Source organism: Neisseria sp. P0020.S005 (assembly GCF_051957055.1).
In the GTDB taxonomy this organism is placed as follows: Bacteria; Pseudomonadota; Gammaproteobacteria; order Burkholderiales; family Neisseriaceae; genus Neisseria; species Neisseria subflava_A.
In genome coordinates, this window is sequence record NZ_JBQCWV010000001.1 from 348,480 (window position 1) to 372,748 (window position 24,269).

General features: G+C 48.5%; 24 protein-coding genes. 13 read left to right on the forward strand and 11 right to left on the reverse strand.

From position 1 onward, the window contains the following. Positions 1 to 89: 89 nt before the first annotated feature. The 3 genes from rlmB to ACTHTU_RS01715 form a co-directional block, all read right to left on the reverse strand. On the reverse strand, positions 90 to 839 hold the full coding sequence (gene rlmB / locus ACTHTU_RS01705) for a 23S rRNA (guanosine(2251)-2'-O)-methyltransferase RlmB (RefSeq protein WP_049322071.1): 750 nt from the start codon (positions 837 to 839) through the stop codon (positions 90 to 92). A gap of 62 nt (positions 840 to 901) precedes the next feature. Then, on the reverse strand, positions 902 to 1,210 hold the full coding sequence (locus ACTHTU_RS01710; protein ID WP_003686428.1) for an AzlD family protein: 309 nt from the start codon (positions 1,208 to 1,210) through the stop codon (positions 902 to 904). Next, a complete protein-coding gene (locus ACTHTU_RS01715; protein ID WP_440361576.1) occupies positions 1,207 to 1,917 on the reverse strand; it encodes an AzlC family ABC transporter permease in 711 nt (236 codons plus the stop codon). Before ACTHTU_RS01715 ends, ACTHTU_RS01710 begins: the two co-directional genes overlap by 4 nt. A 102-nt stretch (positions 1,918 to 2,019) precedes the next feature. On the opposite strand from ACTHTU_RS01715, the gene ACTHTU_RS01720 reads away from it, so the two are divergent. Next, the gene (locus ACTHTU_RS01720; protein ID WP_049328513.1) at positions 2,020 to 2,994 is read left to right on the forward strand and encodes a PhoH family protein; all 975 of its coding nucleotides are present in this window, start codon (positions 2,020 to 2,022) and stop codon (positions 2,992 to 2,994) included. A 121-nt stretch (positions 2,995 to 3,115) separates the two neighbouring features. Continuing rightward, positions 3,116 to 4,102, forward strand: coding sequence for a malate dehydrogenase (locus tag ACTHTU_RS01725; protein WP_440361577.1), 987 nt, complete (start codon positions 3,116 to 3,118; stop codon positions 4,100 to 4,102). A gap of 293 nt (positions 4,103 to 4,395) precedes the next feature. Here ACTHTU_RS01725 and ACTHTU_RS01730 read toward each other — a convergent pair whose 3' ends face one another. After that, on the reverse strand, positions 4,396 to 4,632 hold the full coding sequence (locus ACTHTU_RS01730) for a hypothetical protein (protein WP_440361578.1): 237 nt from the start codon (positions 4,630 to 4,632) through the stop codon (positions 4,396 to 4,398). A 227-nt stretch (positions 4,633 to 4,859) separates the two neighbouring features. Next, the gene (locus tag ACTHTU_RS01735; protein ID WP_440361579.1) at positions 4,860 to 6,296 is read right to left on the reverse strand and encodes an NAD-dependent succinate-semialdehyde dehydrogenase; all 1,437 of its coding nucleotides are present in this window, start codon (positions 6,294 to 6,296) and stop codon (positions 4,860 to 4,862) included. Between the two features lie 329 nt (positions 6,297 to 6,625). On the opposite strand from ACTHTU_RS01735, the gene dnaG reads away from it, so the two are divergent. Beyond that, positions 6,626 to 8,398 (forward strand): DNA primase, encoded by a 1,773-nt coding sequence (gene dnaG, locus ACTHTU_RS01740; protein WP_440361580.1) that lies wholly within the window; start codon positions 6,626 to 6,628, stop codon positions 8,396 to 8,398. A 194-nt stretch (positions 8,399 to 8,592) separates the two neighbouring features. Next, a complete protein-coding gene (gene rpoD / locus ACTHTU_RS01745; RefSeq protein WP_315038862.1) occupies positions 8,593 to 10,545 on the forward strand; it encodes an RNA polymerase sigma factor RpoD in 1,953 nt (650 codons plus the stop codon). Between the two features lie 113 nt (positions 10,546 to 10,658). On the opposite strand, the gene ACTHTU_RS01750 is transcribed toward rpoD, so the two are convergent. Continuing rightward, on the reverse strand, positions 10,659 to 12,011 hold the full coding sequence (locus ACTHTU_RS01750; RefSeq protein WP_440361581.1) for a polynucleotide adenylyltransferase PcnB: 1,353 nt from the start codon (positions 12,009 to 12,011) through the stop codon (positions 10,659 to 10,661). A 216-nt stretch (positions 12,012 to 12,227) separates the two neighbouring features. Here ACTHTU_RS01750 and ACTHTU_RS01755 point away from each other — a divergent pair, with 216 nt between their 5' ends. From ACTHTU_RS01755 to purE, 4 genes are all read left to right on the forward strand, one after another. Next, the gene (locus tag ACTHTU_RS01755) at positions 12,228 to 12,413 is read left to right on the forward strand and encodes a DUF3460 family protein (protein WP_003680728.1); all 186 of its coding nucleotides are present in this window, start codon (positions 12,228 to 12,230) and stop codon (positions 12,411 to 12,413) included. 12 nt (positions 12,414 to 12,425) lie between these two features. Further along, positions 12,426 to 13,094, forward strand: a complete 669-nt coding sequence (locus ACTHTU_RS01760; RefSeq protein ID WP_440361582.1) for a class I SAM-dependent methyltransferase — start codon at positions 12,426 to 12,428, stop codon at positions 13,092 to 13,094. A gap of 14 nt (positions 13,095 to 13,108) precedes the next feature. After that, complete coding sequence (locus ACTHTU_RS01765) at positions 13,109 to 13,864, forward strand: tetratricopeptide repeat protein (protein WP_440361583.1); 756 nt, start codon at positions 13,109 to 13,111, stop codon at positions 13,862 to 13,864. An 80-nt stretch (positions 13,865 to 13,944) separates the two neighbouring features. After that, positions 13,945 to 14,430 (forward strand): 5-(carboxyamino)imidazole ribonucleotide mutase, encoded by a 486-nt coding sequence (gene purE, locus ACTHTU_RS01770; RefSeq protein WP_440361584.1) that lies wholly within the window; start codon positions 13,945 to 13,947, stop codon positions 14,428 to 14,430. A 62-nt stretch (positions 14,431 to 14,492) separates the two neighbouring features. Here the strand turns inward: purE and ACTHTU_RS01775 are convergent, their stop codons facing one another. Continuing rightward, a complete protein-coding gene (locus tag ACTHTU_RS01775; RefSeq protein ID WP_107769023.1) occupies positions 14,493 to 16,286 on the reverse strand; it encodes a 2-isopropylmalate synthase in 1,794 nt (597 codons plus the stop codon). Positions 16,287 to 16,512: 226 nt separating this feature from the next. Here ACTHTU_RS01775 and ACTHTU_RS01780 point away from each other — a divergent pair, with 226 nt between their 5' ends. Continuing rightward, the gene (locus tag ACTHTU_RS01780; RefSeq protein WP_440361585.1) at positions 16,513 to 17,628 is read left to right on the forward strand and encodes a methyltransferase; all 1,116 of its coding nucleotides are present in this window, start codon (positions 16,513 to 16,515) and stop codon (positions 17,626 to 17,628) included. A gap of 121 nt (positions 17,629 to 17,749) precedes the next feature. Here the strand turns inward: ACTHTU_RS01780 and bfr (ACTHTU_RS01785) are convergent, their stop codons facing one another. Continuing rightward, the gene (bfr, locus tag ACTHTU_RS01785; protein WP_440361586.1) at positions 17,750 to 18,223 is read right to left on the reverse strand and encodes a bacterioferritin; all 474 of its coding nucleotides are present in this window, start codon (positions 18,221 to 18,223) and stop codon (positions 17,750 to 17,752) included. 29 nt (positions 18,224 to 18,252) lie between these two features. After that, complete coding sequence (gene bfr / locus ACTHTU_RS01790) at positions 18,253 to 18,717, reverse strand: bacterioferritin (protein ID WP_004520304.1); 465 nt, start codon at positions 18,715 to 18,717, stop codon at positions 18,253 to 18,255. 419 nt (positions 18,718 to 19,136) lie between these two features. On the opposite strand from bfr (ACTHTU_RS01790), the gene typA reads away from it, so the two are divergent. Next, positions 19,137 to 20,948, forward strand: a complete 1,812-nt coding sequence (gene typA, locus ACTHTU_RS01795; RefSeq protein WP_440361587.1) for a translational GTPase TypA — start codon at positions 19,137 to 19,139, stop codon at positions 20,946 to 20,948. Between the two features lie 101 nt (positions 20,949 to 21,049). On the opposite strand, the gene ACTHTU_RS01800 is transcribed toward typA, so the two are convergent. Further along, on the reverse strand, positions 21,050 to 22,006 hold the full coding sequence (locus tag ACTHTU_RS01800) for a cupin domain-containing protein (RefSeq protein WP_440361588.1): 957 nt from the start codon (positions 22,004 to 22,006) through the stop codon (positions 21,050 to 21,052). 129 nt (positions 22,007 to 22,135) lie between these two features. Here ACTHTU_RS01800 and ACTHTU_RS01805 point away from each other — a divergent pair, with 129 nt between their 5' ends. Together ACTHTU_RS01805 and ACTHTU_RS01810 are read left to right on the forward strand one after the other, a co-directional pair. Next, complete coding sequence (locus tag ACTHTU_RS01805; protein ID WP_003686488.1) at positions 22,136 to 22,471, forward strand: carboxymuconolactone decarboxylase family protein; 336 nt, start codon at positions 22,136 to 22,138, stop codon at positions 22,469 to 22,471. Positions 22,472 to 22,584: 113 nt separating this feature from the next. Then, positions 22,585 to 22,953 (forward strand): rhodanese-like domain-containing protein, encoded by a 369-nt coding sequence (locus ACTHTU_RS01810; protein WP_440361589.1) that lies wholly within the window; start codon positions 22,585 to 22,587, stop codon positions 22,951 to 22,953. 54 nt (positions 22,954 to 23,007) lie between these two features. On the opposite strand, the gene ACTHTU_RS01815 is transcribed toward ACTHTU_RS01810, so the two are convergent. Further along, on the reverse strand, positions 23,008 to 23,346 hold the full coding sequence (locus ACTHTU_RS01815; RefSeq protein ID WP_070827021.1) for a hypothetical protein: 339 nt from the start codon (positions 23,344 to 23,346) through the stop codon (positions 23,008 to 23,010). A gap of 98 nt (positions 23,347 to 23,444) precedes the next feature. Here ACTHTU_RS01815 and surE point away from each other — a divergent pair, with 98 nt between their 5' ends. Continuing rightward, complete coding sequence (gene surE, locus ACTHTU_RS01820; protein WP_296184294.1) at positions 23,445 to 24,200, forward strand: 5'/3'-nucleotidase SurE; 756 nt, start codon at positions 23,445 to 23,447, stop codon at positions 24,198 to 24,200. The last annotated feature ends 69 nt before the right edge of the window (positions 24,201 to 24,269 follow it).

Below are 24,269 nucleotides of genomic sequence, written 5' to 3' on the forward strand. Positions count from 1 at the left end.
ATGACGGTGCTAATCCGCCTATAACAAACGTCGTCTGAAAACCAAATTTCCGGTTTTCAGACGACGTTTTCTGTTCACAAACCTAAGCGTTATTTCTCTGCTTTCAACACCCGTTGACGGCGGGTTTCGCTCAATACCATGCCTGCGCTGACGGAAACGTTCATGCTTTCTACCGTGCCAAACATCGGAATCGATACCAGCATATCGCAATGTTCGCGCGTCAGGCGGCGCATGCCTTCGCCTTCGTTGCCCATTACCCAGGCCACGCTGTCGGGCAAGTCGCAGTGGTAAAGGTCGGAGTCGCCGCCCATGTCCGTGCCGACAATCCAAATGCCGTACTCTTTCAATTCACGCAAAGTACGGGCAAGATTGGTTACGGTAATATACGGCACAGTTTCCGCCGCACCACAGGCAACTTTGCTGACGGTCGCATTCAGGCCGGCGCTTTTGTCTTTGGGCGCAATCACGGCATGCACGCCCATCGCATCGGCAGTACGCAGACACGCGCCGAGGTTGTGCGGGTCGGTAATGCCGTCCAATACCAGCAAAAACGGCGGTTCGCTCAGGTTTTCCAACACATCTTCCAAGTGAACATGGTTTTTGGAGGCATCGATAAACCCGACCACGCCCTGATGACGCGCCCCTTTGCTGATGGCATTCAGGCGGTCGGCATCAGCAAAATGCACGCGTACGTTTTCAGAGGCCGCCTTATCCAATACATCGCGGGTGCGCGCATCGGATTTGCCCTCTTGGATATAGAGTTCGGTAATCGATTTCGGGTTTTGCCACAAACGGGCATTGACGGCGTGAAAGCCATAGATGAGTCGTTGGTTTGCCATGTTTTTGCTTTATCAAAAAATTCAGACGGCCATTATAACAAGTAAGGCCGTCTGAAAATTTTTTATTTCATCAAATAACCGAGTATGCCCGAAGTGCCAACGCCGATTAATACCGTCACCAACATCGAAAACCGGCTAGCCGCCAATACCGTCAAAGCAATGGCAATCAGCTCATGCAGTTTATCCGACACAAAATATGGCGCAATCACAGAAATCAACACACAACCCGGCGCAGCCTCCATAACCACTTGCGCGCGACGGCTCAATGTACGGTTGCGCAATGCAAAAAAGCCGATTAATCGGGTTGAATAGGTAACGGCCAACATGCTTAAAAACAGCAAAAACGATTGCAGCGACAACAAATCCTTCATTTTTGCTCTCCCCACAAATACGCCGCCAACAAGCCCGACAACGTTCCGGCCGGAACATACCATGCGCCATCCACGATCAAATAGGTTGCGCACGCCACAATCAGGCTGACAAACCAAGGGCGCGAAGCCGCAAAGCTCTTCCACATCCCACGCAGCAACACTAAAAACACCGCAGGAAACGCCATGCCGAAGCCCCAAGCCGCTACATCGCCGAACATCGGGCCGACTGCCGCGCCAAATGCCGCAAAACCAATCCACGTTACATACAAAATAAAACACACGCCGGCATAAAACGGCATATTGAACGCAGGTAAACCTGCCGCCTTACGCTTTTGAATTTCAGCAAACGCCATTGCCCAGCTTTCATCACACATAAAAAACAGCGCGGGCATCGCCTTTTTCAGCGGTATATCCCTCATATACGGTGCAATCGCCGCCCCCATCAGGATATGGCGCGAATTAATCATAAACGTAACTGTTGCAATCAGCAGAATCGGCAAAGGATTTGCCCACAAATTGACTGCGGCAAATTCCGAACCTCCGGCAAAGTTCATACCCGTCATCAACAGCATTTCCAGCCAGCTCATGCCCTTTTGCCCGCCCTGCATACCCAAAATCAGCGCCCACGGCAACAAGCCGATCAGCATGGGGGAACATTCTTTGATACCGCGCAGAAATTCCGATTGAGGAGAAGCAGTGTGATTCATTTTGATTGAAACGGTTTATTAAAAAGAAGCGACGTATTATAAAGCAGGCCGTCTGAACAAGGGTATAATACGGAAAAATTAGATTTATTTACGGAAACCGATATGACCCACACCGTCCATCTGCAGTTTGAAGAAATTGACAATACCGTGTTGCAACGCCTGTGCGGCGCGCTCGACAGCAATCTCGAAGCCTTAGGCAAAGCCCTTGATATCCAAATTAGCCGCCGCTTCGAACATTTCACCTTCATGGGCGAACTGGCACACGCCGGCCGCCGTGCCTTGCTGTCGCTTGCCGAAGCCGCAGAAAAAGGCGACTTAGACGACAACGCCATCAGCCTAGCGGCCGTTGAAGCCAAAACCGCAGATGAAAAACACGAAGAAAAACACCACGACCAACAATACTATTTCCGCACCAAACGCGGCAGCATCGGCGGCCGCACCCCGCGCCAAAACGGCTATATCCGCGCCTTGCTCAACCACGATGTCGTGTTCGGCTTAGGCCCTGCCGGTACGGGTAAGACCTATCTTGCCGTTGCCGCCGCAGTCGATGCCATGGAAAAACATCAAATCGAACGCATCGTTTTGGTGCGTCCCGCAGTCGAAGCAGGCGAAAAATTAGGCTTCCTGCCGGGTGATTTGGCACAAAAAGTCGATCCCTACCTGCGACCGCTTTACGATGCACTGTATGATTTGATGGGTTTCGACCGTGTAACCAAACTGATGGAAAAAGGTTTGATTGAAATTGCGCCGCTGGCCTATATGCGCGGCCGCACCTTAAATGGCGCGTATGTGATTCTGGACGAAGCGCAAAACACCACGCCCGAACAAATGAAAATGTTCCTGACCCGTATCGGCTTCGGTGCCAAAGCAGTCATTACCGGCGACATCAGTCAAATCGACCTGCCGCGCAACATCAAATCCGGCTTGAAAGATGCACGCGAAAAACTGCGCAATGTAGAAGGCCTGTATTTCCACACCTTCACCAGCGAAGACGTCGTCCGCCATCCTTTGGTACAGAAAATCGTCGAAGCCTATGAAGCAGCAGAAGAACAAGCTGAAAAGAAAAACGGCGAATAATCTTTTCAAACACTTCAGGCCGTCTGAAAATCAAATTTCAGACAGCCTTACTACATCATTCTCCCCATAATACTGCTATAATCCGAAAACCAAGTAAAACAAAGACTTCAAAAGGAAAAATATGACTCTCAAGCCACCCGTCCGAATCGCCGTTACCGGCGCGGCAGGCCAAATCGCCTACGCCACCCTCTTCCGTATCGCCGGCGGCATTATGCTCGGACGCGACCAACCCGTTATCCTGCAGCTGCTCGACCTGCCACAAGCGCAGCAGGCTTTGCGCGGTGTGATTATGGAAATGCAGGATTGCGCTTTCCCGCTCCTTGCCGACATCTTCGCCACAGACGACCCCGAAGTCGCCTTCAAAGATGCCGACATCGCCCTCTTGATTGGTGCACGTCCGCGCACGCAAGGCATGGAGCGTGCCGACTTGCTGCACGCCAATGGCGAAATTTTCAAAGTACAAGGCGCGGCGTTGAACAAAGTTGCCAATCGCAACGTTAAAGTCCTCGTCGTCGGCAATCCGGCCAATACCAACACCTACATCGCCATGAAATCCGCACCCGACATCCCGCCGGAAAATTTCACCGCTCTGATGCGTCTCGACCACCACCGTGCCGTCAGTCAAATTGCCGAAAAAATCAACCGCCCGATTACTTCCATCGAGCAAATGTGCGTTTGGGGCAACCACAGCCCGACCATGTACGCCGACTACCGCTACGCCACCAGCAACGGCGAGTCCGTCCAAGACATGATTACCGAACCCGACTGGAACACCGAAGTCTTCATGCCGAAAATCGCCGAACGCGGTGCCGCCATTATCGCTGCGCGCGGTTCATCATCCGCAGCTTCCGCCGCCAATGCCGCCATCTACCACCTGCGCGACTGGTTGCTCGGCAGCAGTGGCAAATGGATAACCATGGGCGTTCCATCCGACGGCTCTTACGGCATTCCCGAAGGTTTGATTTTCGGCTTCCCCGTCATTTGTGACGAAGGCAGCTACCGCATCGTCCAAGGCCTGGACTTGTCGGATGAATTCAGCCAAAAACGTATTGCCGCCACGCTGGCCGAATTAGAAGAAGAACGTTCAGCCATCCAGGATCTACTCTAAAACAAAGGCCGTCTGAAAACCAAATTTCAGACGGCCTAAATAATTAAATGCCCGTTCTACAATCATTTTTAAAAGCTAGAATGGCACTCTTTGTCCTTGCTTATCTTTAAGATGCCATTGACCTGACGGTGTACAACCGCCGCCACTACCGCCGACAGCATAATGATCACAATTCGGGTCAAGCCGTTTCCCTTGAGAATATGAGCCATTTGTCAAACCGTCTCCATCAAAGGAACTGCATGCGCCGGTGAAAGCTACGCAAAACAGGACTAAAATTTTCTTAAACATTCACATTACCATTTTTTTGTGAAAGTAATACCAAAAAATTGCGGTCTAGAAAAAGTTCCTACTCCATTGACATGAACCAAACTATGTGAATAAGAGAAACCGACCCCTCCTTTCTCTGGTGTGTATGTAATACCAACTGTTCCACCGATATGTTTACCAAAATTTCCACCGCCACCACCACTTAAAGAAAAGCCACCACCAGCAATTTTGCTTAACTCATATGTTTTCAACTCTTGCATCATAATAATCTCCTTCAAAAATTTGAAATATACATCTAATAAGATTGCACATATGAAATAGTCACTAAAACTAATTTCATAGAACTATGACTTTTGTTTTTTAATATAGTTCTTTAATTTTTGTTTTTTTATGCAAATAATTGATAATGATATAAGATTGATTAGTAAGTTTTCTGCGTTTGAAAAAGGCCGTCTGAAATCAAATTTCAGACAACCTTTACCGTGCAGCCTTATTCCGCTACATCAATGCACAAATATTTCAGTTCCAAATACTCATCCGCACCATATTTGCTGCCTTCACGTCCCAAACCGCTGCGTTTCATGCCGCCAAACGGTGCCACTTCATTACTGATTAAGCCCGTATTGATGCCGACCATGCCGTATTCCAAGGCTTCGCCGACGCGCCATTGGCGGGCAGTGTCGGAGGTGAAGAGGTAGGCCGCCAAACCGTATTCCGTATCGTTGGCAGCCGCGATGACTTCGGCTTCGGTTTCAAAGCGGAACACGGGGCACAACGGCCCGAAGGTTTCTTCGCGAGCTACCGCCATTTGCGCCGTAACGCCGCTTAAAACAGTCGGCTCAAAAAACGTTCCGCCCAATGCGCTACGTTTACCGCCGGTCAGACAACTTGCGCCTTTAGCCAATGCGTCGGCGATGTGCTGCTCGACTTTCTCCACTGCTTTCTCCTCAACCAGCGGCCCTTGGTTTACTCCATCCTCCAAGCCGTTGCCCAATTTGAGCGCCGCCACTTTTTCACTTAATTTGCGGCAAAATTCGTCGTAAATGCCGGATTGAGCGTAAACGCGGTTGGTGCAGACGCAGGTCTGGCCGCTGTTGCGGAACTTGCTGGCCAGCGCGCCTTCGACGGCTTTGTCCAAATCGGCATCGTCAAACACGATAAACGGCGCGTTGCCGCCCAGTTCCAAACTGAGTTTTTTAATATCTGCCGCGCTGTCGGCAAAAATTTTCGCGCCGACTTCGGTTGAGCCGGTGAAGCTGATTTTGCGTACAGTCGGATTTGTGGCAAATTCATGGCTGATTTCCGAAGCGCTACCACTGACAACAGGCAACAAATCCTGCGGCACGCCCGCTTCGTAGGCCAGCACGGCCAACGCATACGCACTCAAAGGCGTGAGCGATGCAGGTTTGACGATCATCGCGCAGCCCACCGCCAAAGCAGGCGCAGCCTTGCGCGCAATCATCGCAGACGGGAAGTTCCACGGTGTAATCGCCGCAGTAACACCGATAGGCTGTTTCAACACAACCAGTTTTTGCGACGCTTTCACGCTTGTCAGCACATCGCCGTCAATCCGCCTCGCCTCTTCGGCAAACCAGCGCACAAACGAAGCCGCATAATCGATTTCGCCGCGAGCCTCGGTCAGGCTTTTGCCCTGCTCCATCGTCATGATGCGTGCCAGTTCTTCTTTATTTTCCTTCATCAGAAAATACCAACGCCACAGCACATCGGCACGCTCCAACGCAGTTTTTGCCGCCCATAATTTTTGTGCTGCTTCCGCCTTTTGAGTCAAAAGCTTCAGGCCGTCTGAATCAGTCTTACGGATAAATGCCAAAGCCTCACCTGTTGCAGGGTTATCAACTCTAATGGCATCTGGAATCGAAACAAAGGAAATATCGGGATGATTGAGCAAACGGGCAAAATCTTTCATGAGAAACGACCTTTCTAAAACCGAGGATATACGTTCATTATCATATTCATACCATCAAAGTGCAACTAAATCGAAAAATAAACCAACAGCAAAGGCCGTCTGAATATCTTACAGACGGCCTTTGCTTTAGCTACATCATATCCATCTTAATAACGAATAAAATACGATTATTAATACTCTACCTCAAAAGGATAAGACACATGTATTACAACAATTTGCTATAATACAAAACTCATTTCAGCCCTCATCCAAAATTCCATTTTCAGACGGCCTTTGTCTGTTTATAAGGCCGTCTGAAATGTTTTCCGTCCATCCTCTTCTGCCGAGCCATGATTCCATCTGATTTCATTGACGAGCTTTTGTCCAAAGTCGATATTGTCGATATTATCGACGAACAGGTTCCGCTGAAGAAAGGCGGGGCGAACTATATGGCCTGCTGTCCGTTTCACAAGGAAAAGACGCCGTCATTTTCGGTCAGCCCGACCAAGCAGTTTTACCATTGCTTCAGTTGCGGGGCGCATGGTTCGGCGATTGGTTTTGTGATGGAACATCAGAGGCTGTCGTTTCCGGAGGCGGTACAGTTTTTGGCTGATCGCGTCGGCATGACGGTACCTAAAGTTCACGGGCAAGAAGACAATCCCAAAATCCGTGCCGAACGTAAGAAAAAACAGCAGACTTTGGAAGAAACGACGACAGCGGCAGCGGATTTTTATGCGCAACAGTTGAAATTCAATCCAGCGGCGAAGGCTTATTTGGACAAACGCGGCTTGAGTGCGGAAGTTATTGCGCATTATAGCTTGGGCTATGCACCTGACGGTTGGCAACCTTTGGCGCAAGTGTTCCAACCCTATCCGAATACTGCGTTGGTGGATACGGGCATGGTCATCGACAACGAAGGCAAACATTACGACCGCTTTCGCCATCGGATTATGTTCCCTATCCGTAATCCGCGCGGGCAGGTTATCGGCTTTGGCGGCCGCGTATTGGACGACTCTAAACCCAAATACCTCAACTCGCCGGATATGCCTTTGTTTGACAAAGGGAAAAACCTTTACGGACTATATGAAGGGCGTGCTGCCGTAAAAGAGGCTGGACGGATTTTGGTGGTCGAAGGCTACATGGACGTGGTCGCATTGGCGCAGTTTGGCGTCGGCTACGGCGTAGCGGCTTTAGGTACGTCAACCACGGCGGAACATGTCAAAATCCTGATGCGCCAGGCAGACAGTATTTATTTTTGTTTTGATGGCGACAGCGCAGGACGTAAAGCGGCTTGGCGCGCGCTGGAAAATGCGTTGCCGCAATTAAAAGACGATAAATCGCTGCATTTTCTATTCTTACCTGAAGAACACGACCCAGACAGCTACATCCGCGCCTATGGCAAGACTCAATTTGAAGATGCCTTGTTAAACCAAAGCAAGCCCCTATCCGAATACTTTTGGGAACATCTTTCAGACGGCCTCAACCTCAATACGCAAGAAGGCAAAGCAGAATTGGTCAAAACCAGTTCTCCGCTTTTGGCTCAGATTACCGCACCGGCATTGGGCTATCTTCTGAAACAAAAACTCAGCGAGCTCGTAGGCATTGACCCAGACAACCTCGCACAGTTACTCGGACAAGAAGCGCCAAAGCGGCACGTCAAACAAAAAAGTTACAAACTGCCGCCTATTTCTGTCAAACAGCCAACCATGCTGACACTGGTTCAAAGACAGATACGCAGCCTCTTGATAAATCCGGCTTGGGCTTCATATATAGACCTGCCCGATTATCTGGCTTTAAGCGGCGACTTTGCCTGCCTTGCCAATCTGGCCGAAACCATCAAACATCACGATACGACTCCTGCAACCGCACAAGTGCTTGAATATATGCGCGGTTCGCCCTATGAGGAAACCGTTAATCAAATCTTTTTATCGACCCTTCATTCTGAAGAAATGGAAGGGGATAACGAAGAAGATTGCGAAAGTTTCCAAATCGGCATGAAAAAGTTGTTAAATGAATTAAAATACAGTCAAATCGAAACTTTAAAGCAAAAAAGTATTCAAACTGGTTTGACCGAAAATGAAAAAAGACTTTTGCTGTCGCTTTTGACGGCAAAGCAAAACTAACCCCTCAGGCTGTCTGAACAATCTAAACACACGCTGCGAAGCATGACACGCAGAACACTCCATCCGTAATATTTTCAGACGGCCTCAGAGTATTAAAGTGAAATCTGATTTCACAACAAAAAGCTCTGCTCCGCCTTCAGGTACGGCCACATCACCGTAAACCGTCGGCATCCTATCAACCTAGAGAGCAATCCATGTCTAAAAATCAAAACTACGAAGAATACCAAGACCAAGACGACAACCGTCCCTTGAGTATCGAAGAGCAGCGCGCCCGTCTGCGTCAACTCATTATTATGGGTAAAGAACGCGGCTACATCACTTATTCCGAAATTAACGACGCGCTGCCCGACGATATGTCCGACGCCGAGCAAATCGACAACATCGTCAGCATGATTTCCGGCTTGGGCATCCAAGTAACCGAACAAGCCCCCGATGCTGAAGACATCCTCTTGAGCGACAACGCCGCCGCCATGACCGACGACGATGCCGTTGAAGAAGCCGAAGCAGCACTCTCCAGTGCAGATTCAGAATTCGGCCGCACAACCGACCCTGTGCGTATGTATATGCGTGAAATGGGTCAAGTCGATCTGTTGACGCGTGAAGACGAAATCATCATTGCCAAAAAAATCGAAAATGCACTGAAAAACATGGTGCAGGCAATCTCCGCCTGCCCAGGCTCAATTGCCGAAATTCTGGCGTTGATCGAGCAAGTCCGCAACGACGAAATCCGTGTGGATGAGGTGGTTGAAGCCATCATCGACCCTAATGAAGTCTTGTTGAACGAATTGGGCTTAGGTCATTTGGAAAATGCCAAGCCTGATGATGTAGAAGACGAAGCCGATAGCGACGATGAAGATGCCGACGAGGAAGATGAAGACGATTCAGGTAGCGACTCTGAAGCCATATCCGCCGCCCATTTGGCCGAACTGAAGCAAAAAGTTTTGGAACATTTCGCCTTTATCGAGAGCGAATACGGCAAAATGATCAAGCAGTTGGAAAAACACGGCAGTCAGCACGCCAACTACCTGAAACACCGCGATGCCATTGCCAACAAACTGTTGGAAGTCCGTTTCGCCACACGTCAAATCGAAAACCTGAGCAGCAACCTGCGCAGCCGCGTTGAAAACATCCGCAAACTCGAACGCGAAATCCGCGACATCTGTATCGACCGTGTCCGCATGGATCGCGACTACTTCATCAAAAACTTCCTTCCCGCCATTACCGATTTGGAATGGGTAGAAGAAGAAGTAGCCAAAGGCCGTGTATGGGCAAACGCGTTAGATCGTTTCCGCCACGCCATCCTCGAAAAACAAACCGAGCTGGCAAATATGGAAGCCGAAACCCGCATTTCCATCGAAGAGTTGAAAGAAATCAACAAAAACATGGTGTTGAGCGAGAAAGAAACCTCAGCAGCCAAACAGGAAATGATTCAGGCCAACTTGCGTTTGGTTATTTCTATTGCTAAAAAATACACCAACCGCGGCTTGCAGTTCCTTGATTTGATTCAAGAAGGCAATATCGGCCTGATGAAAGCGGTGGACAAATTCGAATACCGCCGCGGCTACAAGTTCTCGACTTACGCCACATGGTGGATCCGTCAAGCGATTACGCGTTCCATCGCCGACCAAGCACGTACCATCCGTATTCCGGTTCACATGATTGAAACCATCAACAAAATGAACCGTATCTCGCGCCAATACCTGCAAGAAACCGGTGAAGAGCCTGATTCCGCCAAACTGGCCGAACTGATGGAAATGCCGGAAGACAAAATCCGCAAAATCATGAAAATCGCCAAAGAGCCGATTTCCATGGAAACACCGATTGGCGATGATGACGATTCGCACTTGGGCGACTTCATCGAGGATGCCAACAACGTTGCGCCGGCAGAAGCTGCAATGTACACCAGCCTGCACGAAGTAACCAAAGAAATCCTCGAAAGCCTGACGCCGCGCGAAGCCAAAGTTTTGCGTATGCGTTTCGGTATCGATATGAATACCGACCACACTTTGGAAGAAGTCGGCAAACAATTTGACGTAACCCGTGAACGTATCCGTCAAATCGAAGCCAAAGCCCTGCGCAAGCTGCGCCACCCAACCCGTAGCGACCGCCTCCGCAGCTTCCTCGACAGCGAAGAAAACAAATCGTAAAAGCAAACCGCAGGTTGAAAGACCTGCGGTTTTTTTGAAATACGAAGGCCGTCTGAAAACCAAATCTCAAAAGATTTAATCGTTTCAGACGGCCTTAAACTTATTTTGATAATTTATTCAGCCTCAGTGGTTTTCTTTTTCGGATGGCGGCGGCGACGTTTGGGTTTGCCATCGGTTGATCCACTTTGTTTCTGACGTTTGTGATCATTGGCAACAGTCATTTGCTGGCGTGTTTCCTCATCGGCATGTTGGAAAGTTGTCCACCAAGAAGCCATCTCTTTATCAACCTCGCCAACCTCGCTACGCAAAATCAGGAAATCATAAGCGGCTCGGAAACGTGTTTGCGATAGCAGGCGATATGGGCGTGCGCCGCGCATATTGTCAAATTGCGGCTGAAATTGCCAGATTTCACGCATGGTTGCAGAAAATCGTTGCGGTACGCCCCAACCCTTCTCTACCGTATCTCGCATGGTGTTCATCGCATCCATCAATGCAGGGACAGGTTTTTGTCCATGGCTTAGATTGCGTTGCCACATAGCATTTAGTGTCGGCCACAATACCGCCGCCAATACGAAACCGACGGAAACGGACTTATCCGCACGGATACGCTCATCGGTATTTTTCAAGGCCAACATAATCATACGGTTTTCAGCCGCTTCAGCAGTTTTCAAGGCATCTAAAAGCGGATGGATGCCTTCAGGAATACCCAACTCGTTTAGCCGTTTCAAACAGGCACGGGAATAACCGGAAAACAGAATTTTCAGAATTTCGTCAAAAAGACGGACCACAGGCTCATTTTTCAGACGGCCTGCATATTCTGCAATCGGCAAAGCCGTTTGCTCTTCCACTTCAAAGCCCAACTTGCCAGACAAACGGACGGCACGAAGAATACGGACAGGATCTTCCTGATAGCGTTCGGCAGGATCGCCTATCATCACCAATTTTTTATCGGCAACATCAGCCACGCCCTGATGGAAGTCCCAAATTTCCTCTTTAATCGGGTCGTAATACAGCGCATTGCAAGTAAAGTCGCGCCGCATGGCATCTTCTTCAATGCTGCCGTAAGTATTGTCCTTCATAATACGGCCTTGCGCATTTTGCTGAACCTTATCGCCACCGCGGAACGTCGTGACTTCAATGATTTCAGGTCCGATCATCACATGAACAATTTGAAAACGGCGGCCGATAATGCGGCTGCGGCGGAATACTTTGCGGATTTGCTCCGGCGTGGCGTCCGTTGCAATATCAAAGTCTTTAGGCTCGACTCCGAGCAACAAATCCCGAACAGCACCGCCCACAACATAAGCCTGAAAACCGGCTTCATGCAGGCGTTTGGCAATTTTCTCCGCAGCAAAGCTCAACATATCCGCGCGGATACCGTGTTGCTCAAGCGGGATAATTTCCTTTTCGGGCAACGATTTGACGTGTTTTTTAGGCAACACTTTATGCAGCCATTTTTTTAACATAAGCAGCTCTTTTCACAATAAAAAAGGCCGTCTGAAACTTGTCTGGCTTAAGCCTTTGCACAATATTCTGTCGCAGAAGGGGCAAAACATTGAGCAAAGGCTTCAGACGGCCTAAAAAAGACGTGCCATTATACCTTATGGAAGTTCGATTAATTAGCGTATTGGCAAAAAATATCGGCTATAATGACGATCTGACAACGATTCAGGCAGAACATCATGTACCACTACAAATCCGAAGCTACCCAATTCCTCGACAAACTCATGGAAGACAATCCCGAAATGGAAGCGCAACGCCTCGAAAACCGCCATTTGCTGTGGGATGTTACCCTCAATCCAACAGAGCAGGCCGAATTTGAAGCGGCCAAAGTCAACAAAAAACCCTACACCTACTACCAAGACTAATCCCGTATCGGCATGACGACCAACACGCACAATACCGATCCGGCATTACAACATTACCTCAACAGCATCGGTCAGCACGAACATCCCGTTTTGACCGCATTGCGTGAGCGTACCCAATCACATCGTCTGGGAAAGATGGCCATCGCCCAAGAGCAGGCAGCCATGTTGGTGTGGTTGGCCAAGTTATTGAATGCTAAAAAATATTTGGAAGTTGGTGTCTTTACCGGTTACAGCAGCACCGCCATGGCGCTCGCCCTACCCGAAGACAGCAAAATCACGGCTTGCGACATCAATGTAACCTTTACCAATATTGCCCGAGAAACATGGCAGGCAGCAGGCATAGCGCATAAAATCTCGCTTCATCTGCAGCCGGCTTTGCTGACTTTGGACGATTTGATTGCGCAAGGCGAATCTGAAAGCTACGACTTAGCACTTATCGATGCCGACAAACCGCCTACGCCAAAATATTTTGAACGCTGTTTGCAACTGGTACGGAGTGGCGGCGTGATTGCCATCGACAATATCTTGCTGGGTGGGCGCGTCATGAATGACGCTACCGAAAACGATCCGCCCAGCTTGGATATCCTGCGCCATTTCAACCAAAATCTGCCACACGATACACGCATTATTCCCATTACCCTGCCTATCGGCGACGGTTTGACACTGCTACTAAAAAAATAAAACGACACAATCCGATGAAAACATTATCACATTCCCTGTTTCTTTTGCCGCTTACTCTATTGGCTACGTCATGCGCCGTTTCCCATCCTCCCCAACCTGCCGACAATCCTAACTTTGTCCTGCCGGATATTCCGCGTGAACCTTTGCATGAAAAAAGTATCCCCTATCCACGCTTGGACGCACAAACCCAGATTGACCACTTAGGCATACAAATCGCCCGACTGGAACGCACGGTCGAAGAATTAAATCAACGCTTGCAAACACTAGAACAACAACGAAACAGCAAACGTCCGACTACTTCGGCCTCCAAACCCAAAGCCCAGCGATTGGATGACCGCAAGCTGAAAATGAACTATTTGGCCAATGGCGGCGGCGTGCCGTCTGAAACAGATTCAGCCGCACAAAATGAACTGCGCCTTTATAACCAAGCGCAAAAATACTATCAGCGTAACAACTTCTCCGCCGCAGTGGCCATCTTAAAAGAGGCTGACGGCGGTAATGGCAGCGAAATTGCCCGCCGCAATATGTACCTGCTCCTGCAAAGCCAACAACGTCTGGGCAACTGCGAATCCGTTATCGAAATCGGCAACCGCTACGCCAACCGATTCCGCAACAGCCCGCAAGCTCCCGATGCCATGTACAGCATCGGCCAGTGCCAATACAAACTGCAACAAAAAGACATCGCCCGCAGCACATGGCGCAAACTGATACAAAGCTTCCCCAACAGCGAAGCGGCAAAACGCGCTTCCATCAGTCTCAAACAAAGATAAACGTTCAGACGGCCTTGTCATCCCCAAGGCCGTCTGAATATTTTTTTACCCTTAATCCATTCAAGCAAAAGGAACTCCTCATGATCCAAGTCGGCATTATTATGGGCAGCAACAGCGATTGGCCGGTGATGCAGCAGGCAGCACAATTTCTCAAAGAATTCGGCGTTGAATACGAAGCGCGTGTCGTCTCTGCACACCGCACGCCTGATTTGATGTTTGAATACGCCGAAACTGCACGCGAACGCGGCATCAAAGCCATCATTGCCGGCGCAGGCGGCGCAGCGCATTTGCCGGGCATGGTTGCAGCCAAAACCACGGTGCCCGTCTTGGGTGTTCCCGTACCCAGCAAATATCTGCGCGGCGAAGACTCCCTGCTTTCGATTGTGCAAATGCCCAAAGGCGTTCCTGTTGCCACATTTGCCATTGGCGAAGCAGGCGCGACCAATGCAGCGTTATTTACCATTTCACTTTTGGCCAACGAAAATCCTGAATTGGCTGAAAAATTGGCGGCTTTCCGTGCCAAACAAGAGCAAACCGTTCTAGCCATGGAATTGCCTGAAGCATAACTGACAAAGGCCGTCTGAAACGCATCACAACGTTTTCAGACGGCCTTTACTTTTTCAATAAATCAAATCATGCCACTGCCTTGCGCTTTAGGCTTGGCTTGGCCGAATTCCAATTTACTCAGCGCAGACAAATAGGCTTTGGCAGTCGCCACCAACACGTCGGTATCCGCACCTTGGCCGTTGACCACACGGTCGCCACGTTGCAGGCGGACAGAAGTTTCGCCTTGGCTTTCTGTACCTTGAGTTACCGCATTGACAGAGTAAATCTGCAAGGTTGCGCCACTTTGTGCTACGCTTTCAATGGCTTTGAAGATGGCATCAACAGGGCCTGAGCCGCTAGCGGAAGCGTGTTTTTCTTCACCGCGAATACTGAACACAATATCGGCGCGCGGTTCTTCGCCAGTTTCAGTGCTGATTTTTTGGGAAATGAATTTGTAGCTTTCAGTATTCATATTGCCCATTTCGTCAGATACCAAAGCGTGCAGGTCTTCATCAAATATTTCGCGTTTCTTATCCGCCAGCTCTTTGAAGCGTGCAAATGCCGCATTCAACGCCTCTTCACTTTCCAATTCGATACCCAAATCTGCCAGCTTAGTTTTGAAAGCATTACGGCCGGAGAGTTTACCCAAAGTCAGGCGGTTGGTTGACCAGCCGACTGATTCGGCAGTCATGATTTCATAGGTTTCAGGGTGTTTCAACACGCCGTCTTGGTGAATGCCTGATTCGTGTGCAAAGGCATTTGCACCGACTACTGCTTTATTTGGCTGAATCGGATAGCCGGTAATGGTGGACACAAGTTTGGATACCGGCACGATTTGCGTGGTATCGATGCCAGTTTCCAAGCCAAACAAATCATGACGCACTTTCAACGCCATCACGATTTCTTCAAGGCTGGCATTACCCGCACGTTCACCCAAACCGTTGATGGTACATTCCACCTGGCGCACACCTGCCTGAACAGCAGCCAATGAGTTAGCAACCGCCATACCCAAGTCATTATGGCAGTGGGTCGACCAAACTACTTTGTCTCCATTGGGAACGCTTTTGATGATGTTGCTGATACGCTCGTACCATACGGAAGGGATGGAGTAGCCGACAGTATCGGGAATGTTGATAGTAGTTGCCCCCGCTTCGATAACCGCCGTAAAGATTTTGGCGAGGAAGTCCAAATCAGAACGCACTGCGTCTTCGGCAGAAAATTCTACATCGTCAGTATATTCTTTGGCAATTTTCACCGCTTTGACCGCCGCATCGATGACCTGCTGCGGCTTCATTTTCAGTTTGTGCTCCATGTGGATCGGGCTGGTGGCGATAAAAGTGTGAATACGTTTATTCGGAGCAGGGGAAACAGCTTCGCCTGCTTTACGCACATCGTTTTCAACGGCACGAGCTAATGAGCAAACTGTAGATTTGGTAATGATTTTGGCAATCGCATTAACCGACTCGAAATCGCCCGGGCTAGCGGCGGCAAAACCCGCCTCAATCACATCCACTCCCATTTTCTCCAACTGGCGGGCAATGCGGATTTTCTCCTCTTTGGTCATGGACGCACCGGGGGACTGCTCGCCATCGCGCATGGTAGTGTCAAAAATAATTACACGATTGGTCTGTGTCATTTCTGTTCTCTCCAGAGATTCGTTTTTTTGTAAAAAAGCATTCAAATCAAGCGGTCTGCCTTGCGCTTCCGCCAAAGCGGTCAGTTTTTGCAACTGAGCCAAAGGCAGGGAACCGCGTGTACGCCATTTGTAGATAGCCGCTGTGGTCGCAGCATTTTCCGGGTCGTGCTGTTTCAGGGCTTCGGCCAGCGCGTTGACGCCGCCAAAATAGGCAACCAAACGGTCAATGTCTAATTGCATGATGTTCCTTGTCCAAATCTGATTAAGATTATTGTGTTTAGGTTTTGTATTATACTCATTTTAGACAAAACGACAATCTATTTTTATCAAAATATTGGTGTAAATTTTAAAAATTGAGAAATTTTTATACATTTTGTCTAATTTAGACTATTAAAAGCCCATCTCAAACCGAACCCATCCTAAATATAGTAAACTAATCCCCTATTTCCTTGATTTGAAGCGCATTATGCCCCACACCATCCCTACCAACCGCTCCGACATCGAATGGCGCAACGAAAGTACACAAAAACCGCCCAAGCAGGCGGTTTACATCCCAGAAGCAGCCGCAGCAGAAATTTTAAAAAATGCCCACGCGCAAACTGCAACTGTTTGGACTGGCGATTTTCACAATGCCAAGCAAGTCTTGGCCGCAATGAAAAAACGTATCCGCAGGCCGTCTGAAAAAATGAAAGGCGCACCTGCCGATATTCAGACGGCCTTCCACGCCCACCGTATGAAACAGGCGCAACAAAGCCGTTTGCTCAATATGCTTGCCGTTGAAATCCAACCGAATTTTCAACTGGATAATGCACGTGCACCCGACATCTACGCCGCCCTGTGCGATGTTTACGACACACCAAACGACAAACCGTTTCTCTTGCCGCTGAATCAACTACTGGGCTTTATCGGTGCGCACGAGTGGCATAAAAAAGGTATAGATATTCCGCAGCTAGACGGAAAAATCCATGTTCCTTTCGGCGTATTCTCTCCACTGCGTGGCGAATATTTGGATTTAATCGCCCAAGCGCCACTCGCTCCCAATATTCAAACGGCCTTTGACATCGGCACCGGATCAGGCGTGATTGCCGCTATTCTCGCCAAACGAGGCATACCCAACATTATTGCCACAGACACCAACCCCAAAGCAATCGCCTGCGCCACAGCAAACCTCGAACGCCTAGGCTTGGATAAAGCTGTCAATATCCAATCGCTTGATTTATTTCCCGAAAGTTGCGCCGACCTTATTGTCTGCAATCCGCCTTGGCTACCGGCAAAACCGACATCCGCTATTGAGACTGCCCTTTACGACCCCAATCATGCCATGTTGACTGCGTTCCTCAACGGTGTACGCCAGCACTTAAATCCAAACAGCGAAGCTTGGTTGATTATTTCCGACTTGGCAGAACACTTGCATTTGCGTGATAAAGACTTTCTAAACCAATGCTTTCAGACGGCCTCGCTCAATGTAGTTGATATTCTGAAAATCAAACCGCAACACAAAAAAGCAATAGATGAAGCCGATCCTCTGGCATTTGCCAGAAACAAGGAAACTACTTATCTATACCGTTTGAAAGCGATATAAAATCAAGGCCGTCTGAACATTCAGACGGCCTTTAAGCATTTCCACAAAAGAAAACGGCATATCTGTAAAGATATGCCGTTGATGGGAGCAGGGACTGCTATATTTGGCAGTGGTTTGTGTTTTAGTCCTCTTGCGCCGCTGTTTGCAGGTAGTTTGGCAAACCAACTTTACCAATCAATTCCTGCTGAGTTTCGAGCCAGTCGATGTGTTCTTCGTTGATGTCTTTTTGTTTTTCCAACAAATCACGGCTGACGTAGTCTTGTTGCTCTTCTGCAAGAGCGATGGCTGCAACCAGAGTATCATGTTTTTCATACTCTTTTTTCAGATCGCAAGCAATGATTTCTTCGGTAGATTCACCGATCAACAGTTTACCCAATTCTTGCAGATTAGGCAGGCCTTCCAAGAACAAAATACGCTCGATTAAATCGTCTGCGGATTTCATTTCGCGGATGGATTGTTTGAAGAAGTGTTCGCCCAATTCTTCAAAGCCCCAGTTTTTCAAAATGCGGGCATGCAGGAAGTATTGGTTGATGGTAATTAGCAACAAGCCTAAGTTTTTGTTCAGCTCGCGAATAACTGAGATATTACCTTTCATATTCAGCTCCTTATATGTTATAGGCTAGATTACAGTTGGCTTTGGTAGTAGTTGCCTTCGCCGACCAATTCGATCAGACGCAGTTGTTGTTCCAACCAGTGAGCGTGATCTTCTTCAGTGTCTTTCAGTTGGGCAATCATCAAATCGCGGGTAACGTAGTCTTGAGCTTCTTCGCACAATTTGATACCTTTTTTCAGCGCATCGCGTACTTCGTATTCAGTGTTCAAGTCTGCTTTCAGGCAAGAGATTACGTCAGTACCGATGTTCAGTTCGGCACGGGTCATTTTAGGAGTGCCGCCCAACATCAGGATACGACGGATGAAGTCTTCGGCGTGAGTGGTTTCTTCTTCCATCTCGTGGTTCAAACGTTCAAACAGTTTGGTGTAACCCCATTCAGAGTACAGGCGAGAGTGGATAAAATATTGGTCGCGAGCAGCCAACTCACCAGACAATAATTCGTTCATGTAATCAATAACTGCTTGGTTGCCTTGCATAATTCTTTCTCTTTCTTTTAAAAGTTGATAATCACGAAATGAAGATTCGTGTGTTGTTATGGAATGAGGTAATTGTATGCATAAGTAGCACTTTTGACAAATTTTCTATTTAAAATACAAACAATTATCAAAAAATTTAACCCGCTTAAAAGGCCGTCTGAAAAATTAATCCCCTGTTTTTAATAATATTTTTTTGACATTAGTATTAAGAATCCATTGCATTATTCAAAAACATTTACATTCGTTAACCATAAATAAAAGCAAATAATCCAACAAAATCAATCAAATTTAATTATGAATTATTCTCAACTGCTTTTGCCTCATTTTTTTGACTCTTCTATTCGGTCAACACTTAGGAATCATGCTATAATTACAAGTTATCTTTTTTTTAAGCACCTAGCTGAAACACATAAATCATCATGAAACAAATCCGCAATATTGCCATCATCGCCCACGTCGACCATGGCAAAACCACATTAGTTGACCAATTGCTGCGCCAGTCCGGTACATTCCGTTCCAACCAGCAAGTAGAAGAGCGCGTCATGGACAGCAACGATCTTGAAAAAGAACGCGGCATTACCATTCTCGCTAAAAATACCGCCATCGAATACGAAGGCTACCACATCAACATCGTAGATACCCCGGGACACGCCGATTTTGGTGGCGAAGTGGAACGTGTATTGGGCATGGTTGACTGCGTCGTACTGTTGGTTGACGCACAAGAAGGCCCTATGCCGCAAACCCGTTTCGTGACCAAAAAAGCCTTGGCTTTGGGTCTGAAACCTATCGTTGTTATCAACAAAATCGACAAACCGTCTGCCCGTCCAAGCTGGGTTATCGACCAAACATTCGAATTGTTCGACAACTTGGGGGCAACTGACGAACAATTGGATTTCCCTATCGTCTATGCTTCCGGCCTGTCCGGCTTTGCCAAATTGGAAGAAACCGACGAGAGCAGCGACATGCGCCCTCTGTTCGAGACCATTTTGAAACACACACCTGCACCAAGCGGCAGCGCGGACGAAACGCTGCAACTGCAAATTTCCCAACTGGACTACGACAACTACACCGGCCGCCTCGGTATCGGCCGCATCCTGAACGGCCGCATCAAACCCGGCCAAGTCGTTGCCGTGATGAATCATGAAGAACAAGTTGCCCAAGGCCGTATCAACCAACTGTTGGGTTTCCAAGGCTTGGAACGCGTACCTTTGGAAGAAGCTGAAGCCGGCGACATCGTGATTATTTCCGGTATCGAAGACATCGGTATCGGCGTAACCATTGCCGACAAAGACAATCCTAAAGGCTTGCCTATGTTGAGCGTGGACGAGCCGACCCTGACCATGGACTTTATGGTCAACACTTCTCCTTTGGCCGGTACTGAAGGCAAATTCGTGACTTCCCGCCAAATCCGCGACCGCCTGCAAAAAGAATTGCTGACCAACGTTGCCCTGCGTGTTGAAGATACTGCCGACGCTGATGTATTCCGCGTTTCCGGCCGTGGCGAATTGCATCTGACCATTTTGTTGGAAAACATGCGCCGCGAAGGCTTTGAATTGGCAGTCGGTAAGCCGCGCGTGGTATTCCGTGAAATCAACGGTCAAAAATGCGAGCCTTACGAAAATCTGACTGTGGATGTGCCGGATGAAAACCAAGGCGCGGTCATGGAAGAACTCGGCCGCCGCCGTGGCGAATTGACCAATATGGAAAGCGACGGTAACGGTCGTACACGTTTGGAATACCATATTCCTGCACGCGGCCTGATCGGTTTCCAAGGTGAATTTATGACCTTGACCCGCGGTACCGGCTTGATGAGCCACGTTTTTGATGACTATGCTCCGGTTAAACCTGATATGCCCGGCCGACACAATGGCGTATTGGTTTCTCAAGAGCAAGGTGAAGCCGTTGCTTACGCCCTGTGGAACTTGGAAGACCGCGGCCGTATGTTCGTTTCTCCAAACGACAAAGTCTACGAAGGTATGATTATCGGTATTCACAGTCGCGACAACGACTTGGTGGTAAACCCTCTGAAAGGTAAAAAACTGACCAACGTCCGTGCCAGCGGTACAGATGAAGCCGTACGCCTGACTACGCCGATCAAATTGACTTTGGAAGGTGCAGTTGAGTTCATCGACGATGACGAACTGGTTGAAATTACGCCACAATCCATCCGCCTGCGTAAACGCTACCTGAGCGAATTGGAACGTCGCCGTCATTTCAAAAAACTGGACTAATTCTGTTTGATTGATACGTTTTAAAATTAAGGCCGTCTGAAAAGTGTTTTAGAAATCCTAGATTTCATTTTTACACTTTCAGATGGCCTTTTATCATCTGTTCAAATAAAGTAAATCGGCATCTCTTCCGCTTGTACTGCTGCTTCATCAGCGCGATCACTTTTACGATATTGCCCCGGCGATATCCCATATTGCTTTTTAAATGCCTTGCCAAAATGCGTTTCCGATTGAAAACCGACCGAGAGCGCAACCGATAAAACCGAATTAGCCGTCTGTTTCAACAATAATGCTCCCTGCTGTAAGCGGATACTGTTTACAAAAGCATGAGGGCTTGTTCCCGTCTGCTGCTTAAATACCCGCATCAACTGGGCGCGAGATAAGTTGGCCATCGCGGTCATTTTCTCGATATTCCATTCCTCTTCCGGCTTATCCACTACTGCCTGAAGCAGATTCCGCAGGCGTTTATCCTGCCAACCATTCAGCAAACCGCTTAATTGCGCTTCCCCATTTTTCTCTAGGCTGGCTCGAAGTAGAAATACCAACAACACCGAAGCCAATGCGTTCACAACCGCTACCGAACCGGACAATGCCTGACTGCTCTCATACTGCAACAATGCCACCAAATACTGTAAAGAAGGATGGTTGATATTCAGCAAAACCGTGTCAGGCAGCCCCGCCATAATATCCGCCTGCGCTTCATATTCAAACCGTGCGCAGAAAAGATGCAAAGCCGCATCGCCTCCTGTATGACTCTGCTTGACTTTAAATGCGCCTTTTTCACTCGTCAGCACATTAACACCAAGATTTTCACAACTGCTGTCGCTGCTCAAAGTATGCCCTACACTACGCGGGAAAAAAATGACATCCCCCGCACTCAGCAGCCTGGCCTCTTGCTCCCCATCAATTCGGATATAACCCGAACCAGCAGTGACGATATGCACCAAACCATGCGCACGCTTGGGCTCATGCCGCACATACCATTCCCCTCGAAACAGACATTGAACATCCACGCTGCCTTTTACCTGCGCCAATTCGACCAGCCTATCCAAAATATCCATAGTGTTTTTTTACCAATAAATGAGATGTTTTGACGATTTTAATCTTCCAATTATTGCAATAATACACACACCAAACACAAACGAATAGGATTTTTTATCTTATCCACTCACATTAAGAAAGGACATATCATGTTTAAAGACTGGCCTGAACATACCGCCTTGGTAAAAAAAGCATTCGGCGAACTGGGTAAAAACCATCCTAAAATGCTGCAAGCCTACGGCGCACTGGATCAAGCAGCCGCTGCCGAAGCACTGGATGCCAAAACACGCGAACTGATCGCCATTGCCGTTGCCATTACCACGCGTTGCGAAAGCTGCATCAGCGTGCATGCAGCCGCCGCAGCCAAAGCTGGGGCAACCGAAAGCGAAATCGCCGGCGCATTGGCCACCGCTATCGCACTGAATGCTGGTGCCGCTTATACCTACGCTTTGCGCGCTTTGGAAGCAGTAGAAACCCAACGCTAAATCGGTTTGTAAAATCAGGCCGTCTGAAAGCCGACTCCCCTTTCAGACGGCCTGACGAAATGCTAAACTGATAAAGTTATCATATTGTTTTCTGTCTAATAGGAGATTGAACCATGAAGAAACTGCTGACTGCCGTACTTTTTGTCACCGCTATTGCCACTCCTTTGGCCACTTCCGCTGCCTCTATGCCTAAAGTTGAAAAAATTGCGGCACAGCCTGCAAAAGCAAAAGGCGTTTGGATTGATGTCCGCTCTGCCGAAGAATTTAAAGAAGGCCATTTGCAAGGTGCGCTCAATATTCCGCATGACCAAATCGTTGACCGCATCAAATCCGTCAGCCCGGATAAAAACGCACCGGTAAACCTCTACTGCCGCAGCGGCCGCCGTGCAGAAGCCGCGCTGACTGAGCTGAAAAAAGCCGGCTACACCAACGTAACCAACCATGGCGGTTATGAAGACTTGGTGAAAAAAGGTTTGAAATAAATCTAGTTGATTTTAAAAAGGCCGTCTGAAACTTTTCAGACGGCCTTTATTGCATTACAGACAGCAACTTCCAAATCTCAAACGTTTGCTGAGACCGGTTTCGTGAATCAATTGTTTGATAACCAAAATATTGGTGTTATCGGCCAACGCGCGAATGCTGTGCGCTTCCATCGGCTCAAGACGGATAACTTGCAAGCCTTCGGTTTGCAAAACTTCGCCCACCGTTTTGATTTCGGCTTTGCCGTTTAAAACCAAAAGCAAAATAATCGCATCCGCCTCATATGCCGGAATTTCATTATCCTTCTGCAGTGAAAGCTGAACAATCTCCTGATTGCCGTCTGAAGCAATCACGCCGCCCAATAAAGCTTTGGGGTCTAACTCATAATGTTTCATTATTATCCTTTCCGCCCAAACGTTGCCGATTCGTGGACAATCGCTCAAGCAAACCAGTACAATACCGCCCATCTTACCAATAGACACAATATTGTCACATGAACATATTAATCTCAAACGACGATGGTTATCTTGCGCCCGGTTTGGCAGTTTTGGCAAGAGTGTGTGCAGAATTTGCCAATGTCAGGGTGGTTGCGCCCGAACGCGATCGCAGCGGCGTCAGTAATTCCCTGACTTTAGACCGTCCTTTACAACTGAAACAGGCGGAAAATGGGTTTTACTATGTCAACGGCACCCCCACCGACTGCATTCATGTCGGCCAACATGCCCTTGCCGACTTCAAACCCGACTTAGTCTTGTCTGGCATTAACAACGGCGCAAACATGGGCGACGATACGCTTTATTCTGGTACGGTTGCCGCCGCAACGGAAGCTTATCTGATGGGTATTCCCGCTATTGCCTTTTCGCTTGCCGATTCAAGCGGCCGTTATTGGGAAACTGCAGAAAAAGCCGCTTGGATGCTGCTTTCCTACTTTCTCAAACGCCCTATTTCCGAACCCATCTTATGGAACATCAATATCCCGGCCGTCGCACCTGAGGATATCCAAGGCATAAAAATTACACGGCTCGGCCGTCGTCATCATGAACAAAGCATTGTTCCCATGTATAATCCACGTGGCGAACAAATTTATTGGATTGGGCCGGTCGGCGATGTTTCCGACAGCGAAGAAGGTACCGACTTTGGCGAATGCGCGTCCGGCTTCATCACGATTACCCCCCTGCAAGTCGATTTGACTGCCTACGGACAAATGGAGCAAACCGCTTCCTTTTGGTCAGAAATCCCTGCGCCTTAACAGTCCCTAACAGCCGAACACTTGAGAAACAAGCATATTTTTATTATGATATGCCTCGACGAGAACAAT